The organism is Synechococcus sp. Lug-A (assembly GCF_024345655.1).
In the GTDB taxonomy this organism is placed as follows: domain Bacteria; phylum Cyanobacteriota; class Cyanobacteriia; order PCC-6307; family Cyanobiaceae; genus MW101C3.
This window is the reverse complement of record NZ_JAGQBN010000002.1, coordinates 170,183-184,999: the sequence shown is the minus strand read 5'-3', so window position 1 is coordinate 184,999 and position 14,817 is coordinate 170,183. Positions and strand designations below refer to the sequence as shown.

Below are 14,817 nucleotides of genomic sequence, written 5' to 3'. Positions count from 1 at the left end.
TCAGCGGGATCTGCCATGCGACTAGGCCGCAGTGGCCTTAATGATCGCCGTAGTGGAGGCCTCCACGGCTCGGGCCACCTCCTGCAGGGACGGATCAGCCGAGAGGCCCGCGAGCATCACCTCGGGGCGAATCATGCCGAGGCGGGTCTGGCCGGCTTCGGTGTAGACCGAAATCCTGCACGGCAAGGCCATGTTGAGCGCCATTGAGGTGCTAAGCACTGCGGCGGCCTGCTGAGGGTTGCACACCTCGAAGATGCGGCACTGCTCTGGGAATGGCAGACCTTTGCTGCGCAGGGTGTTGCCCAGATCATGTACTGCCAGTACGCCGAAGCCGTGGTCCACCACTGCCTCCTGGAGGGCGGCACTGGTCTCCTCGAAGGTTTTCGGTGTGTCGGTTATGAAGAACGGATCCATGGCTGGTGTTGGGTTGGAAGATGCGGAGTCCGTCTGAGCCGTCCTTGATAAGAGTCAGGTCGTTCCGTACCAGTTGCGATACCACTGAGTCATCTGCTCGATCTCCCTGCTCTGCTCCTTGACCATCGCCTGCTGCATCGCCTTCAGCTGCGGATGCTGGCTGCTGTTCTGGGCCATCGAGGCCATCATCACGCCCATGCGGTGGTGGGGAATCATCTGCTCAATGAAGGCCCGATCGAAGTCGGCGGCGTTCTTGAGGGCGGCCAGGCTCGTGCCCATCATTTCCATTCCGCTGCAGCAGCTCATGCCCATACCAGGGCCCATGCCACCACCCATTCCCCCGATGCCCATGGCTCCACTACGCGTCATGGCGGGAACGTCGCCGCCGTACCACTGCCGGTACCAGGTGCGCATCTGAGCGTTCTCACTGGTCTGGCTGGCCTTGATGTTCCTGGCCAGCTCTTTGATCTTGGGCCGCTTAGCTCGGGTGAGGGCAAGATCGGCCATGGCGATCGCCCCGTCGTGGTGAGGGATCATCATCACGATGAAGTGCTGATCCATCGACTGGGAGCCCATCAGCCCCCCACCCATCATCCCCGATCCCATCCCGCCTACTGGTGGGACCGCTGAGGCGGGTGGCTGTGACAGTGCTGGAGCCGCCAGGGACAGGACAAGCACTCCCAATCCTGTTGTCGTCGCGAGACGGTGATGGTTCATCAGTTCTCCTCCCTGGGTTCTGCCTGTCATCAACATGGGGACGCAGAAGCAAACTGGACGAAGCTGCGGGTCATTGCTTCACATGCCAGCTGTCACACCTGAAGATTGGGGCAGATCAGATCGCCGTCCTTGACGGGATCGCTCTGCCAGCTAGCCAGCAAGTCCTGCAGTTCCTTTCTGAGTTGCCTGAGCTCCTTGATCTGGCCATCGATCCGCTCGATCTGACGCCCCAGCTGGATCTCGATGTCGCCGCAGGGCAGCTCACCGGCGTCGTGCACCGCCAGGCAGCCCTGGATTTCCTCCAGGCTGAGCCCCAGGGTCTTGAGCCGACGGATGAACTCCAGGCGCCGCAGGCTCTCTTCAGCGAACAGGCGGAAGCCGCCTTCGCTGCGGCCGATCGCCGGGAGCAGCCCCAACTCTTCGTAGTAGCGCAGGGTCTTGACCGGCAGGCCACTGCGGCCAGCGAGGGCACCGATCTTCATGCCAGTCGTGACGCCGATGGCCACCATGGGCTTGACTCTCCATCTATGGGGAGACTCTAAAATGGATCTCTGACTTTTCCCTGGCATTCCGTGAACCGTATCGCCCTGGCTTTTGTCCTGCTGGCCGCTGGCTGCCTGTCCCCTGGCGCCGCCCGCGCCCAGGCCTACGACATGTTCCCGAGCAAGGCCGCTGCGGAAGTACGTGCGAAGGAGCTGAAGTGCAGCGGTGTCTTTGCGATGGGCAAGGACTGGATGCCGTGTCAGAACTTTGATGTCTATCAAAAGGCCGTTTCCAAGGAGAAGTGACTCCACATTTCTGCTCTGTTTCCTTTACCAACGCGGTTACCACTCGATGAATCAGCACCACGCCATCCCCCTCTTGAAAGGAAGCCGGTGGGCTCTGCTGGCTGCCCTTGCAGCGACGACCTTCTCCCCGCTCTTCATCACTCCGCCCGCCGCCGCGCACATGAAGGGCATGTTCAAAACAAAGCAGGAGGCGGAGCAGCGCGCTGCTGAGCTCAAGTGCAAAGGCACTTTTGCGATGGGCTCCTTGTGGATGCCCTGTGCCAATGAACAGCAACTGCACAAGGCGCTTCAGAACGAGTGAGCCGCCATCACCTCATGCGCCGGGTGCACCGCAGCCTCGTGCCCCTGGCCGCCCTGCCACTGCTGCTCACTGCGCTCTCCGGCTCGCTCTACGGCGCCCTCTCGGCCCAGGGGATCGAGGCCTTCTGGCTGATGAAGCTGCACACGGGCAACTTCGGCCTTATCAATCTGCAGCCCTGGTACTCCTCGATCCTGGCGCTGCTTACCCTGTTCGTCATCGGCTCCGGCCTGGGACTGCTGCTGGATCGCCGCAGGGGGACGCCCGCCAGCCCACCGTTCTGAGCAGGACGGCGATCAGCGGGGGACAGGCAACCCGGGGGAGTTCGCGGCCAGAGGCAGGGTCACCGTGAAACAGCTGCCGGAGTGCCCATCCGAGCGCACCGTGATCGCCCCCCGGTGGCGGCGCACGATCGCCGCCACGATCGAGAGGCCAAGGCCGGTGCCGCCCTGCTGGCGGGAACGCCCGGGATCACTGCGGAAGAAGCGATCAAAGATGCGTTGCTGATCGCATGGAGCGATGCCGATGCCGCTGTCCTGCACCTCCAGCAGCCCATGACTTCCCTCGCGCCTCAGGCTCAGCACCACCTCTCCGCCTGGGGGCGTGTAGTGAATCGCGTTCAAGAGCAGGTTGGAAACGAGCCGATAGAGCTCCGATTCCACCCCGAACACGTTGAGATCGTCATCACCACCCTGCAGGCGGAGCTGCACCTCGGCAATCGACGCCCCCTCGCTGGTCTCCTCCAGCAGATCGCGCGCGATCTGTGTAAAGGAGCAGGGCTGCAGGCCCGCTCCGGCCTCGGGACCATCGAGTCGGGCCAGCAGTAGCAGGTCACTGATCAAGCGGCTCAGCCGCTTACCCTGCCCGTAGACCACCGCCAGCGCGCGCTCTCCGGCGAGGGGTTCAGCTGACAGTTGCGTCTTGTGGGCCTCCACCACAGCCAGCAGGTTGGCCAGAGGTGCGCGGAGTTCGTGTGCCGCATCGGCGGTGAACTGCTCCTGCTGCCGGTACGCCGCCAGCAGCGGTCGCATCGCCAGACCGGACAGCCACCAACTGGCCAGGCCTGCCACCAGCAGGGCGAGCACAACAATCGTCTGGATTGCCCACCAGAGCCGCTCCCGCTCTGCGTCGAGCCCGCTCAAACTGCGTCCGATTTGCAGATACCCCCAATCCAGTTCCTGCGCATTCGCGCCAGGGTGCGCTGGCGTGTGGGAACGGTGCAGGTGGATCGAATACTGCAGAAAGCGATCGCCTCCCAGCCCTGCCACCACCATCCAGGTGGGGCCGGGGCGTTCAGGCTTGACCCTTGGCGATCCCGGGGAGTGGGCGATCAGCACACCACGGGGATCCAGCAGGCGCAGGTAGAACCGCTCCGAGTCCGTGATGCTCACAGCATGGCGAGGGATCAGTGAGGGGGCCGGCTGACAGGGGGATCCGACCAGACAAAGGCCAGGCAGCACCGCGGCCAGCTGGGGCGAGGGCCTGGCTTCCGCGGGCAGCAACGGCTTGAGGCTGTCATGCAAGGTGCCGGCCACGGTTTCCACCTCGCGCTCAAGGGCCGACCAGTTGGAGCGCATCAACAGGCCAAACATGCCAAGGCCAGCGCCATAGAGAATCACCCCAATCACCGCCAGGTAAACAGCCGCCAGTTGTAGGCGGCTCCGGGACATGGGTCCAGGCCTGGCCAAGGCGAGCCGTTCTATTGCTCTTCCTCCGGCTCAGGATCAAAGCGGTAACCCTTCGATGGGACCGTGGCAATCGGACAGGCCAGCCCGTAACTGGCGATCTTGCGCCGCAGCAGACGCACCTGGGCCGCCACCACATTGCTGATCGGATCCTCATCCAGCGACCAGAGCTGGGACCGCAGCCGCGCTCCTGGAATGATCTCCCGCGGATGCTCCATGAAATAGGCCATCAGCTGCAGTTCCTTGGTGGAGAGGGTGATCCTGGTGGTTTCCTTTCCCCGCTGAACGGTGAGGCAGCCCTCGGCCAGATCCAGCACATAAGGCCCGGAATTGAGCAGTGGCTCGCGATAGTTGGGCTGGCGGCGCTGCAGCGCCCGGATCCTCGCCAGCAGTTCCTCCATCGCGAAGGGCTTGCTCAGGTAGTCGTCGGCGCCGGCATCAAGGCCTTGCACCCGGTGGCTGGTGTCGGCCAGCGCCGTAAGCATCAGCACCGGCAGGGTGAGGCCAGCCCCGCGCACCCGCCGGCAGAGTTCCGGGCCTGAAAGACCCGGCAACATCCAATCAACGATCAGCAGGTTGTAGCTGGCCAGCTCGCTGCGCAGCAGGCTCCAGGCCCCCAGGCCCTCCGCCACGTGATCGACGACATGCTGCTCGGCCCTGAGCACCACCTGAATCGCTCCGGCCAGCTCGGCTTCGTCCTCCACCAGCAGGATGCGCAGGGGCATGGGCCTGGAACAGAAGTCAGAGATTGCGGCTGATCCTAGGTAGCGCAGCCGGTTTCACCTGTTTTTCATCCCCCTTGCGGCATCCTCGGCGGGTCCTTGTCCTGCCCTCGCGGCAGCAGCAGCATGCGCGCCCTTCTTCTGGCCACCAGCCTCAGCCTCGGAACCGTGGTACCCGGTGGCCTCAGCCCCGCCATGGCCCACGTGGGGCACGGCGATGAGTTTCAGCAGAAAGGGAATGTGCGCCAGGTGAAGGCCAGCGCGGAGATCGATTCCCTGCTGGGCATCACCACCGCCCCCGCCGCTGAAGCCGGTGGTGTGGTCACCATTCCGGTGGCGGCGGTGGTGGATGCGGATGGCAAGCCCCTGGCGTTCGTAAAGAGCGGCACCACCTACGACCCGGTCTTCCTCCAGGCCGGCGCCAGCCAGGGCGATCAGATCGAAATCACCGACGGCAGCATCTCGCCCGGGGACAGCGTGGTGACCCAGGGAGCCCTCTCGCTCTACGCCGAGTCCAAGAAGAGCCAGAGCGCCGCCGCACCCAACGGGGAAGGGTCCACCCCGAAAGCCCCAGCGGCCTCAGCCTCAGCCACCACATCCACAGCCGCAGAAGGGCTCAACCCCCTGGTGATCGGAGCCGGCGCTGCCGTGCTGGTGGTGGGTGGTGTGGTCGTGGCCTCGCGCCTGGGCAAGAAGAACTGATCCCCTGAGCCCGTCGTTCTCTCCGCCCACCTCATCCCATCCCATGCTCAATCGCCTGCTCAACCAGACGCTGCGGACCTCGATCGCCAAGCGCTGGCTGGTTGTTGTTGCCGCCATCCTGATCAGCCTCTGGGGCCTGTCCATCCTCAGCCGGATGCCCCTTGATGTGTTCCCCCAGTTCGCCCCACCCCAGGTGGATGTGCAGACCACCGCTGACGGCCTGGCGCCGGAGGAGGTGGAGCGACGCATCACCGTGCCGATCGAATCGGCGGTCAACGGGCTGCCGGGAGTGGAAACGGTGCGCTCCTCCTCGAAGGTGGGGCTCTCGATGGTGCAGGTGGTCTTTGCTCAGAACGCCGACATCAACCGGGCCCGTCAATCGGTGGCGGAGCGCCTGCAGCAGATCGAGGCGGAGTTGCCTGTCAATGCCAGCGCCCCAGCGATCTCGCCGTTGGTGTCGCCGCTGGGCACGATCCTGCAGTACGCCTTCACGCTGAAGGGCGGCGGACCAACCTCAGCGATGGAGCTGCGCCGGATCGTCGCCACCACCTTCAACAACCAGATCCTGGCGGTGCCCGGTGTCTCCCAGGTGACCCTTTACGGCGGTGAGGAGGCCCAGCAGCAGATCCTGATCAATCCTCAACAGCTTCTGGCCCGCAAGGTGTCGTTGCAGGCCGTGGCCGAGGCGGCGGCTGCCGCCAGCGCCAACGCGCCGGGCGGCTTTCTGATCGCGGGCGGGCAGGAGAAGCTGATCCGCGCCAGCGGCCAGGCCAGCAGCAGCGAGGATCTTGCCGATTCGGTGGTCACAGACAACAAGGGGCAAACGCTCCAGCTCGGTGATGTCGCCGAGGTGCGGCTGGCCAGTGCCCTCAAGCGCGGCGATGGCAGCTTCAACGGCAAGCCGGCGGTCGTGCTGATGATCAACAAACAGCCCGACATCGACACCCCCAGAGTCACCCGTGAGGTGGAGGAGCTGATCGCCGCCCTCAGTAAAACCCTGCCGGGTGATATTCAGGTGAAGCGCACCTTCCGGCAGGCCAATTTCATTGACACAGCGATCAAGAACGTCAGCGCTTCCTTGATCGAAGGGATCGTGATCGTCTCGGTGGTGATGGTGCTGTTCCTGATGAACTGGCGCACCGCCGTCATCACCCTCAGTGCCATCCCTCTGTCACTGGTGATCGGCCTGATGCTGATGCGTGCCTTCGGGCTGGAGATCAACACCATGACCCTCGGTGGTCTTGTGGTCGCCATCGGCTCGGTGGTCGACGACGCCATCGTCGACATGGAGAACGTCTACACGGGGCTGCGCCAGAACCAGGTGATCGCCCATCCCAGGAATCCGCTGCAGGTGGTGTTCGAGGCGTCGGTGGAGGTGCGCCAGCCGGTGATCCTTTCCTCGGTGATCATCGTGGTGGTGTTCGCACCGATCTTCAGCCTCACGGGGGTGGAAGGGCGGATCTTCGCGCCGATGGGCCTTGCCTACCTGTTCTCGATCGCGGCCTCCAGCCTGGTGGCGCTCACGCTCACGCCAGCGCTCTGCGCCATCCTCCTGACAAACACTCGTCTCCCCCCCGAGAACACCTGGGTGGCCAACTGGGCAGAGCGGGCTTACCGGCCCCTGCTGGAGGTGGCGCTGTTCTCCCCCAAGCGGGTGCTGGCCGCAGCTCTGGCGATCGTGGTTGTGGCCTGCGCCATCCTGCCCAGCCTTGGGCGGGTGTTCCTGCCGGAGTTCCGCGAGAAATCGCTGGTGAACTCGATGGTGCTCTACCCCGGCGTGTCGCTGGAGATGACCAACCGTGCCGGCCTGGCCCTCTCGGGCACCCTCAAAGCGAATCCCCTGTTTGAGTGGGTGCAGGTGCGGACCGGGCGGGCCCCGGGTGATGCCGATGGCGCAGGCGTCAACCTGGCCCATGTGGATGTGGAGTTGAGCGATCAGGCGATGAAGGATCGGCCTGCCGCCATCGCACAGCTACGAGAGGCCTTCCTGAAGCTGCCCGGGGTGGCCCCGAACATCGGTGGCTTCATCTCCCACCGCATGGATGAGGTGCTCTCGGGTGTGCGCAGTGCCATCGCCATCAAGATCTACGGGCCAGATCTGGCGGAGCTGCGCAGGATCGGCGAGCAGGTGCGGGATGCGATTGAGCCGATCCAGGGGGTGGTGGATCTGCAACTCGAACCCCAGTTGCCGATCCAGCAGGTGCAGATCGCCTTCGATCGTCAGGCCGCCACCGCCAATGGGCTCACGATGCAGCAACTCGCCGATGCGGTGGAGATCGCCCTGAACGGCAAGACGGTGGGACAGGTGGTGAGCAACGGCACCGATCGCACCGATGTGGTGGTGATGCTGCCCGAGGACTCCCGTAACAGCCTCGATGCCCTACGGGCCATACCGATCGCCACCCCCGCCGGCACCTTGCTGCCGCTGGGAAGCCTGGCCACCATCGACTACGGCCTGGGCGCCAATGTGGTGAATCGGGAGAATGTTTCCCGCTTGATCGTCGTGTCCACCAACGTCAGCGGCCGGGCGCTGGGAACGGTCGTCGGCGACATCCAGAAGACCATCGACAGCATGATCAAATTGCCCAGCGGCTATCTGATCCGCTACGGCGGTCAGTTCGAATCGGAGGAGCGAGCCACCGCCAACCTGGTGATCTACAGCCTGTTGGCCATGATGGTGATCGCCGTATTGATGTTCGTGTCTGTGAAATCACTACCGGCCACGATCGCCATCCTCCTCAACCTGCCCCTGGCCCTGGTCGGTGGCCTGGTGGCCATCCTGCTCACCGGCGGTGTGCTCTCGGTGGCCTCCCTGATTGGGTTCATCACCCTGTTCGGGGTGGCGGTCCGCAATGGCCTGCTGCTGGTGGACAACTACAACCGCCGCCACGCGGAAGGAATGGAGCTCAAGGAGGTGATCCGCGCCGGCAGCCTTCAGCGCCTCAACGCGATCCTGATGACGGCCCTCACGTCGGCTCTGGGCACGCTGCCCCTAGCCCTGGCCTTCGGGGCGGGCAACGAGATCCTCCAACCGCTGGCGATTGTGGTGCTGGGTGGCTTGATCACCTCCACCATCCTCACCTTGCTGGTGCTGCCGGCCCTCTACGCCCGTTTTGGTGGCTGGTTGCTTCCCCGTCTCAAACCAGCTGTGCGCGAGGCTTGATCCCATGATCCGAGGTCCTGCCTCGAGTGCCATGGCGAACCCCCAGCGGCGGGGGCTGGTCGCCGGCCTGCTGGCCGCCGTGTTCTTCGGGCTCAGTGCGCCGTTGATCAGCGTGATCAGCTGCGAAGCCTCGCCGTTGATGATCGCGGCCCTGCTCTACGCCGGAGCCGCCCTGGCTCTGCTGGTGGTGCGGGCCGCCGGGGGCCGCCAGCAGGCAGAGTCGCCGGTTCAGCGACGCGATCTGGCCCCCCTGATGGGGCTCACGGTGGTGGGGGGCATCGTCGGGCCCCTGTGCCTGGTGCAGGGGCTCACCTTGCTGTCCGCCGGGTCGGCCTCGCTGCTGCTGAATCTGGAGGCGGTGTTCACGATGCTGATCGCGGTGCTGATCGGCCGGGAGCACCTCAGCCGCAACGGCTTGATCGCCGCGGCCCTGATCGTGGCAGGTGCCGTGTTTCTTTCGGTGGGATCGCTGGGCGGGACGACGGTCCAGGGGGGACTGTTGATCGGGTCGGCCTGCCTGGCCTGGGGCATCGACAACAACCTCAGCCAGCGGCTGAGCCTGCGCAATCCGCTCCAGATCTCCCTGCTCAAGGCCTTCGGAGCCTCGGTGCCGATGTTGCTGCTGGCCATGGGCCTCGGCCAGCGGTTCCCCACCGGGCCCGGGCTGCTGGCCGCCCTGGCGATAGGGGCCGTGGGCTACGGGCTCTCGATCTGGCTCGATCTGCTGGCCCTCCGCGAGCTGGGTGCCGCCCGAGAAGCGGTGGTGTTCGCCACCGCGCCGTTCGTGGGGGTGGTGTTCTCAGTGCTGGTGTTGCGCGAAGCCTTCACCATCCCCCAGGCGCTCGCTTCGCTCCTGATGATGGTTGGGGTGGGCGTGCTGCTCCGGGACGATCACACCCACCGGCACCACCACACAGCCCTGCTGCATGCGCACCGGCATCACCACGACCCGGCCGGCGGCGATCCCCATCACGCCCATGACCACCGTGTGGAGGATCTACCGCTGCAGGGGCCCCGGGGGGCCTACTGGCATGCCCACGACCATCTGCATGAATCGATCGATCATGACCATCCCCACGTGAGCGATGCCCACCACCGCCATCGCCACGGGTAGGCAGCGGGAGGAGGCAGGCGCTACGTCCTGATCAAGCCGCTCGGTAGCGACGCAACAACGACGAGTTGACGATCACCGACAGCGAACTCAGGGCCATTGCCGCACCGGCGATCATCGGGTTCAGCCATCCGAGGGCAGCAATCGGGATGCCGATCCCGTTGTAGATGAAGGCCCAGAAGAGGTTCTGGCGGATCTTGCGCATGGTGGCCCGCGACAGGCCGATGGCGGTCACGACCAGCCGCACGTCGTTGCCCATCAAGATGATGTCACCGGCTTCCTTGGCCACATCCGAACCGGAGCCGATGGCGATGCCGATGTTGGCGGTGGCCAGGGCTGGGGCGTCATTGACGCCATCGCCCACCATGGCCACGTTCTGCCCATCCAACTGCAGGGACTTGATCGTTCCGGCCTTATCAGCAGGCCGCACCTCTGCGATCACCTCGGTGATCCCCACCTGGGCGGCAATCGCTTCTGCGGTGGTGCGGTTGTCGCCGCTGAGCATGATCACCCGCACGCCACGGCGCAGCAGCAGGGCCACGACCTGCTCGGCCTCGGGTCTGACCGTATCGGCCACGGCGATCACCCCAAGGATCTGATCGGCGCGCCCCAGCAGCATGGCCGTTTTCCCCTGGGCCTCGAGCCCAGCGAGCTGGCCCTCTACAGGTTCGGGAAGCCGGGGCAGGAAGCGGCTCGCCAGGGAACGGTTGCCGAACCAGACGACGTCCCCGCCCTCTATGGCGGTGATGCCCTCACCCACCTGGGCCGCAAACTGCTCCAACGGCAACAGCTCCAGATGGCGCTCTGCAACGGCCTCGGCAATCGCCGCCGCCAATGGGTGTTCGGAGCCATGCTCCAGGGAACCTGCGAGCTGAAGCACCTCCGGCTCTGAATGGCTTGCCAGGGGCTCCAGATCGGTGAGCATCGGCTTGCCCAAGGTGAGCGTACCGGTCTTATCGAAGACCACGGTGGTTAGCTTCTCGGCCCGCTCCAGCACCTCGCCGCTGCGGATCAGGATGCCCTGCTCAGCGCCCTTGCCCACCCCCACCATCAGGGCCGCGGGGGTGGCGATGCCCAGGGCACAGGGGCAGGAGATCACCAGCACGGCAATGAAGGCCAGCAGACCACTGCTGAACTGGCCCGCCAGGGTCCAGAGGGCGAAGGCCGCGAAGGCGATCAACACCACGGCCGGCACGAACCAGCCGGTGACCTGATCGGCCAGGCGTTGCACGCTGGCGGTGCTGGCCTGGGCCTCTTCCACGATGCGCACGATCTGGGCCAGCGAGGTGTCGGATCCCACCCGGCTGGCCTGAAAACGGAGCAGCCCTGATCCATTCACCGTGCCACCGATCAGTTCGGCGCCGGCCTGTTTGGCCACCGGCAGGGATTCACCGGTGAGCAAGGATTCGTCCACCGAGGAGCTGCCATCCAGCACCACACCATCGGCGGGGATCTTCTCGCCCGGCCGCACCAGCACCGTCTCGCCTGTGTCGATGGCATCGGCGGGCACGGTCATCTCCACCCCTTCGCGGATCACCGTGGCCGTGGCGGGCTGAAGATCGAGCAACTTGCGCACGGCGGCTGAGGAGCGTTTCTTGATGATCTCCTCCATGTATTTGCCCATCAGCACGAAGGCAATCACCACCGCCGAGACTTCGAAGTAGACGTCCCGTTCACTGACGCCAACCGGCAGCCAGGTGGGCGCAAAGACCACCACCACGCTGTAGAAGTAGGCGACGGAGGTGCCAAGGGCGATCAGCACGTCCATGTTGAGGGCGCGGCGTTTGAGAGCAGCCCAGGCGCCGGTATAGAACGACCAACCACCGATGAACTGCACCGGGGTGGCGAGCAAGAACAGCCACTTCCCCCAGCTCATCCAGGGCAGGAAGGACACAGGAGCCCAGGACACCAGACTCACCCCAGCGGCCAGTAGGATGAAGGCCCCGGCCCGGAACAGCGCCAGCGCCAGCACCCCGCCGATCACGAAGCCCACGCGACGGCGCATCACGCGCAATTCGCGGTCGGGATTCTGGAAGGTCTGCAGGCAACTCTGGCTGCAGAAGTAGTAGTCGCGGCCGCCGCGCTGGGTGCTGAGGGCTGTGGCCCTGGGAACCACCATGCCGCAGATCGGATCCTTGGCCATGCCTTTGCCGCCGCCGGTGGGCGGCGGGCCGTGGCTACCGGGGGGCATGTGGTGATGGTCGTGTTCCTTGCAGCTCGTCGAAGCGTTCATCCTTCCTGCTCCTGATCCATGGGGCTTGCTAAAGGTGGTTTAAACAGGTTTTCGCTCAAAGACGGAACAGCGCGTCGTACTTGAAGTACTCCGGCTTGCGCAATCCCTCCACCGCCAGCATCCTGCGCAGTTCGATGATCTCGGCGCGCTGGGCCACGATCACGCCGCGAGCAAAGCGCCGGATTGTGGTGTTTGTGCTCTTGGCCAGGGCGTCGTGGGCCATCATCAGTGCCCCGGCGTGGTGCTCAAGCATGCCCTCGAGGAACCACACCACCCTGTTCTCCTTGGTGGGGAGCTCGCCCATCATCCGCATGCCATCGATCTGGGCCTGGCTCATGCGCGTGAGGCCGGAGAGGCTGTTCGGATCACCGCCGCTCGCCAGTGCCACCGGGTAGACGGGTGCCTGGGGGTACCAGGCCTTGCGCCACAGGCCCATCGCCCGGATTTCGTTGGCCTGATCGCGCCAGATCGTATTGCCCAGAGCACCGACACCAGGGGAACCGATGCCGAACACAAATTCGCTCATTCGCAGCGCGCCGGTGTGGTGCTGCACCATCCCGTCAATGAAGCGCAGGTCGTAGGTGGCACCGGCCGGGCCCACGTCGTGGGCGTGGCCGGCATGGGCCGGGGCGGATCCGGCCGGAGCAGACATCCCAGGCATGTTCATCATCCCTGGCATGCCCTGGTGCCCTTCGTGATTCATGCCACCGGGCATCTGGGCCAGGGCAGGAGCCGCAACGGAGAGGGCAGAGGCCAGACCGATCAGGGTGGCGGTGAAGCGGAATGGGTACATGTCGGCAAGGTGAGACCTCCCAACGGTATGGTCTCCCCTTGACAGGAGAGTCAAGGGCCAAGGGCGCAGCAAATCTGCGCCGGTCGATGCCGGTCATCACGGGCTTGACTCTCCACCTGAGTGGAGGCACTACGGTTGAGACATTCCCGCATCGCAGACCATGGACTCGACATCTTTCCGCGGTCATTCGCGGTTCTTTGGGCTGCTGCTGGGGGTCGGCGCTGTTGCTGCCGTTGTCTCAGCGGGAGGGTCGCTCCCGGCACGCGCCAGTGCTCCAGCCCTGATGCCGGTCACCTCCTACCGATCCGCGAGCTGCGGGTGCTGCAAGGGCTGGGTGCAGCACATGCGCGCCAATGGCTTCGCAGTGCGCGATGTCGTGGTGGCCGATGTCGGCGTCGTCAAGCGACGCCTGGGGGTCCCCGCCCGCCTGGCCTCGTGCCACACCGCCGAAGTGGCTGCATTTGCCCTTGAGGGTCACGTTCCTGCCGCCGATGTGAAACGGCTGCTGCAGAAACGCCCACCTGTGGCGGGTCTCGCCCTTCCGGGGATGCCCCTGGGCTCCCCAGGCATGGAATCGGCCTACGGCAAGGAGGCGTTCACGGTGATGGCCTTCACGCGGACCGGAGCCATCAGCAGTTTCTCCCAGCACGGCAAATGAGGACCCAACCATGACCACTCCCCTTCGGCGACGCCAGGTGCTCGGACTTGGGCTCGCCGGCCTCGGCACGGCCGTGGTCGGCCCACTTCTCTGGGATCGGGTGCAGCACTCCGCCGCCCGTGCGCAGCCCGCCGGTGCGGCGCGGCTGGGCTCCGTTGGCGGCGTGGCCGATCTGGAGCTGGTGGCCAGCGCCACGCCGGGGAGGCTTCCCGGTGGCCCCGCCACGTTGCTCACCTACAACGGCCGCTCGCCCGGCCCGCTGCTGGAGGTGAATGCCGGCGATCAGGTGCGGCTCCTGCTGCGCAACGACCTCCAGGAGCCCACCAACCTGCATTTCCACGGGCTGCACATCCCGCCTACCGGATCAGGCGACAACGTCTTCCTGACCGTGCCGCCCGGTGGCTCCTTTTCCTATGAGTTCACGCTCGCCAAAGACCACCCGGCCGGCCTCTTCTACGTGCACCCCCATCACCACGGCCACTCGGCCGATCAGGTGTTCGGTGGTCTCGGGGGCGCCCTGGTGGTGCGCGGCGATCTGGATCGGATTCCAGAGGTGGCGGCCGCCAGCGAAAGCGTGCTGGTGCTCAAGGACTTCGCCAGCGCCGACGGTACGGCTGAGGCCGGCATGGGGATGGGGATGGAGCGCATGCTCGGCCGGGAAGGTCCACTGCTGACGGTGAACGGGGAGCTCAATCCCGGCCTGGCGATCCCCAGCGGCGGTCTGCTGCGGCTCCGTTTGCTCAATGCTTCCAATGCCCGCATCTACCGCCTCGCCCTGGAAGGGCACCGGATGGTGCTGATCGCCACCGATGGCGGCGCCATCGCGACCCCTAAGGCCCTCGACGAACTGCTGCTGGCCCCTGGCGAGCGGGCCGATGTGCTGGTGCAGGGCAACCAGACTCCAGGCAGCTACCGGCTGCTCAACCTGCCCTACCAGCGCAGTGGCCACATGGGGATGGGCCAGGTGGCGGACGCTCCTCAAACCCTGGCCACCCTCAACTACGCCGGATCAGTGGCGCCGCTGCCACTCCCAAAAACCCTGATTCCCGTGGCGGCCCTGCCGCAGCCGGAGCGCACGCGCCGCTTCTCCCTGGCCCATGCCATGGGGATGGGAATGGGCGGTATGCAACACGGCATGGGGGGCATGGGCGGCAGGGGAATGGGTGGGGGTGACATGGGCTTCGTGATCAATGGCCAGCCCTTCGATCCCGATCGCATCGACACCCGTGTTGCCCTCGGGAGCACGGAAGACTGGTTGATCGTCAATGACGACGTGATGGATCACCCCTTCCATTTGCACATCAATCCCTTCCAGGTGATCAGCCGTGATGGCCGCCCCGAAGCCCAGCGCCGCTGGAAGGACACGGTGCTGGTAAAGGCGGGCGAGGAGGTGCGGATCCGCGTCACGTTCAAAGATTTCACGGGGCGCACCGTCTACCACTGCCACAACCTCGACCACGAGGATCTGGGGCTGATGGGGGTACTGCAGATCGACTAGTGGATGGTCTGACTCAGCTCAAGATGATCACGCCC

At 65.3% G+C, this 14,817-nt stretch carries 15 protein-coding genes; 8 read left to right on the top strand and 7 right to left on the bottom strand.

What is annotated here, in order from left to right; all coding sequences use genetic code 11:
- Positions 1-21 precede the first annotated feature (21 nt).
- The 3 genes from KBY86_RS02355 to KBY86_RS02345 form a co-directional block, all read right to left on the bottom strand.
- The gene (locus tag KBY86_RS02355; protein WP_255100953.1) at positions 22-414 is read right to left on the bottom strand and encodes a DUF302 domain-containing protein; all 393 of its coding nucleotides are present in this window, start codon (positions 412-414) and stop codon (positions 22-24) included.
- 54 nt (positions 415-468) lie between these two features.
- A complete protein-coding gene (locus KBY86_RS02350; RefSeq protein WP_255100952.1) occupies positions 469-990 on the bottom strand; it encodes a DUF305 domain-containing protein in 522 nt (173 codons plus the stop codon).
- 233 nt (positions 991-1,223) lie between these two features.
- A complete protein-coding gene (locus KBY86_RS02345) occupies positions 1,224-1,640 on the bottom strand; it encodes a heavy metal-responsive transcriptional regulator (RefSeq protein ID WP_255100951.1) in 417 nt (138 codons plus the stop codon).
- Positions 1,641-1,703: 63 nt separating this feature from the next.
- Here KBY86_RS02345 and KBY86_RS02340 point away from each other — a divergent pair, with 63 nt between their 5' ends.
- Genes KBY86_RS02340 through KBY86_RS02330 form a run of 3 tightly spaced genes read left to right on the top strand, consistent with a single transcriptional unit; the run spans position 1,704 to position 2,501 of the window.
- Positions 1,704-1,919, top strand: a complete 216-nt coding sequence (locus KBY86_RS02340) for a DUF3721 domain-containing protein (RefSeq protein WP_094510545.1) — start codon at positions 1,704-1,706, stop codon at positions 1,917-1,919.
- Between the two features lie 46 nt (positions 1,920-1,965).
- Positions 1,966-2,220, top strand: a complete 255-nt coding sequence (locus KBY86_RS02335) for a DUF3721 domain-containing protein (protein WP_255100950.1) — start codon at positions 1,966-1,968, stop codon at positions 2,218-2,220.
- A 14-nt stretch (positions 2,221-2,234) separates the two neighbouring features.
- Entirely contained in the window at positions 2,235-2,501 is a 267-nt protein-coding gene (locus KBY86_RS02330) for a hypothetical protein (protein WP_261346487.1), read from the top strand.
- A 12-nt stretch (positions 2,502-2,513) separates the two neighbouring features.
- On the opposite strand, the gene rppB is transcribed toward KBY86_RS02330, so the two are convergent.
- Together rppB and rppA are read right to left on the bottom strand one after the other, a co-directional pair.
- A complete protein-coding gene (rppB, locus tag KBY86_RS02325) occupies positions 2,514-3,887 on the bottom strand; it encodes a two-component system sensor histidine kinase RppB (protein WP_255100948.1) in 1,374 nt (457 codons plus the stop codon).
- Positions 3,888-3,916: 29 nt separating this feature from the next.
- Positions 3,917-4,627, bottom strand: coding sequence for a two-component system response regulator RppA (gene rppA, locus KBY86_RS02320; RefSeq protein WP_255100947.1), 711 nt, complete (start codon positions 4,625-4,627; stop codon positions 3,917-3,919).
- Positions 4,628-4,750: 123 nt separating this feature from the next.
- On the opposite strand from rppA, the gene KBY86_RS02315 reads away from it, so the two are divergent.
- From KBY86_RS02315 to KBY86_RS02305, 3 genes are read left to right on the top strand one after another with little or no spacing between them, the layout of a single operon-like run.
- Positions 4,751-5,326: a hypothetical protein gene (locus KBY86_RS02315; RefSeq protein ID WP_255100946.1), complete on the top strand. Its 576-nt coding sequence runs from the start codon at positions 4,751-4,753 to the stop codon at positions 5,324-5,326.
- A gap of 43 nt (positions 5,327-5,369) precedes the next feature.
- Positions 5,370-8,489 carry an efflux RND transporter permease subunit gene (locus KBY86_RS02310; RefSeq protein WP_255100945.1) on the top strand — a complete coding sequence of 1,040 codons (3,120 nt, stop codon included), beginning with the start codon at positions 5,370-5,372 and terminating at the stop codon, positions 8,487-8,489.
- A gap of 31 nt (positions 8,490-8,520) precedes the next feature.
- Complete coding sequence (locus tag KBY86_RS02305; protein ID WP_255100944.1) at positions 8,521-9,603, top strand: DMT family transporter; 1,083 nt, start codon at positions 8,521-8,523, stop codon at positions 9,601-9,603.
- Positions 9,604-9,634: 31 nt separating this feature from the next.
- Here the strand turns inward: KBY86_RS02305 and KBY86_RS02300 are convergent, their stop codons facing one another.
- Positions 9,635-11,833 (bottom strand): heavy metal translocating P-type ATPase, encoded by a 2,199-nt coding sequence (locus tag KBY86_RS02300; protein WP_255100943.1) that lies wholly within the window; start codon positions 11,831-11,833, stop codon positions 9,635-9,637.
- Positions 11,834-11,888: 55 nt separating this feature from the next.
- Positions 11,889-12,626: a DUF305 domain-containing protein gene (locus tag KBY86_RS02295; RefSeq protein WP_094510553.1), complete on the bottom strand. Its 738-nt coding sequence runs from the start codon at positions 12,624-12,626 to the stop codon at positions 11,889-11,891.
- Positions 12,627-12,909: 283 nt separating this feature from the next.
- Here KBY86_RS02295 and KBY86_RS02290 point away from each other — a divergent pair, with 283 nt between their 5' ends.
- Together KBY86_RS02290 and KBY86_RS02285 are read left to right on the top strand one after the other, a co-directional pair.
- Entirely contained in the window at positions 12,910-13,284 is a 375-nt protein-coding gene (locus tag KBY86_RS02290; RefSeq protein ID WP_255100942.1) for a DUF411 domain-containing protein, read from the top strand.
- A gap of 10 nt (positions 13,285-13,294) precedes the next feature.
- Positions 13,295-14,782 (top strand): multicopper oxidase family protein, encoded by a 1,488-nt coding sequence (locus tag KBY86_RS02285; RefSeq protein WP_255100941.1) that lies wholly within the window; start codon positions 13,295-13,297, stop codon positions 14,780-14,782.
- Positions 14,783-14,817 lie beyond the last annotated feature (35 nt).

Excerpts from the sequence above, each read along its gene's own strand:
- KBY86_RS02355 (WP_255100953.1), bottom strand. The coding sequence starts at position 414 with ATGGATCCGTTCTTCATAACCGACACACCGAAAACCTTCGAGGAGACC.
- KBY86_RS02350 (WP_255100952.1), bottom strand. The coding sequence starts at position 990 with ATGGGCTCCCAGTCGATGGATCAGCACTTCATCGTGATGATGATCCCT.
- KBY86_RS02345 (WP_255100951.1), bottom strand. The coding sequence starts at position 1,640 with ATGGTGGCCATCGGCGTCACGACTGGCATGAAGATCGGTGCCCTCGCT.
- KBY86_RS02335 (WP_255100950.1), top strand. The coding sequence starts at position 1,966 with ATGAATCAGCACCACGCCATCCCCCTCTTGAAAGGAAGCCGGTGGGCT.
- KBY86_RS02330 (WP_261346487.1), top strand. The coding sequence starts at position 2,235 with ATGCGCCGGGTGCACCGCAGCCTCGTGCCCCTGGCCGCCCTGCCACTG.
- rppB (WP_255100948.1), bottom strand. The coding sequence starts at position 3,887 with ATGTCCCGGAGCCGCCTACAACTGGCGGCTGTTTACCTGGCGGTGATT.
- rppA (WP_255100947.1), bottom strand. The coding sequence starts at position 4,627 with ATGCCCCTGCGCATCCTGCTGGTGGAGGACGAAGCCGAGCTGGCCGGA.
- KBY86_RS02315 (WP_255100946.1), top strand. The coding sequence starts at position 4,751 with ATGCGCGCCCTTCTTCTGGCCACCAGCCTCAGCCTCGGAACCGTGGTA.
- KBY86_RS02310 (WP_255100945.1), top strand. The coding sequence starts at position 5,370 with ATGCTCAATCGCCTGCTCAACCAGACGCTGCGGACCTCGATCGCCAAG.
- KBY86_RS02305 (WP_255100944.1), top strand. The coding sequence starts at position 8,521 with ATGGCGAACCCCCAGCGGCGGGGGCTGGTCGCCGGCCTGCTGGCCGCC.
- KBY86_RS02300 (WP_255100943.1), bottom strand. The coding sequence starts at position 11,833 with ATGAACGCTTCGACGAGCTGCAAGGAACACGACCATCACCACATGCCC.
- KBY86_RS02295 (WP_094510553.1), bottom strand. The coding sequence starts at position 12,626 with ATGTACCCATTCCGCTTCACCGCCACCCTGATCGGTCTGGCCTCTGCC.
- KBY86_RS02290 (WP_255100942.1), top strand. The coding sequence starts at position 12,910 with ATGCCGGTCACCTCCTACCGATCCGCGAGCTGCGGGTGCTGCAAGGGC.
- KBY86_RS02285 (WP_255100941.1), top strand. The coding sequence starts at position 13,295 with ATGACCACTCCCCTTCGGCGACGCCAGGTGCTCGGACTTGGGCTCGCC.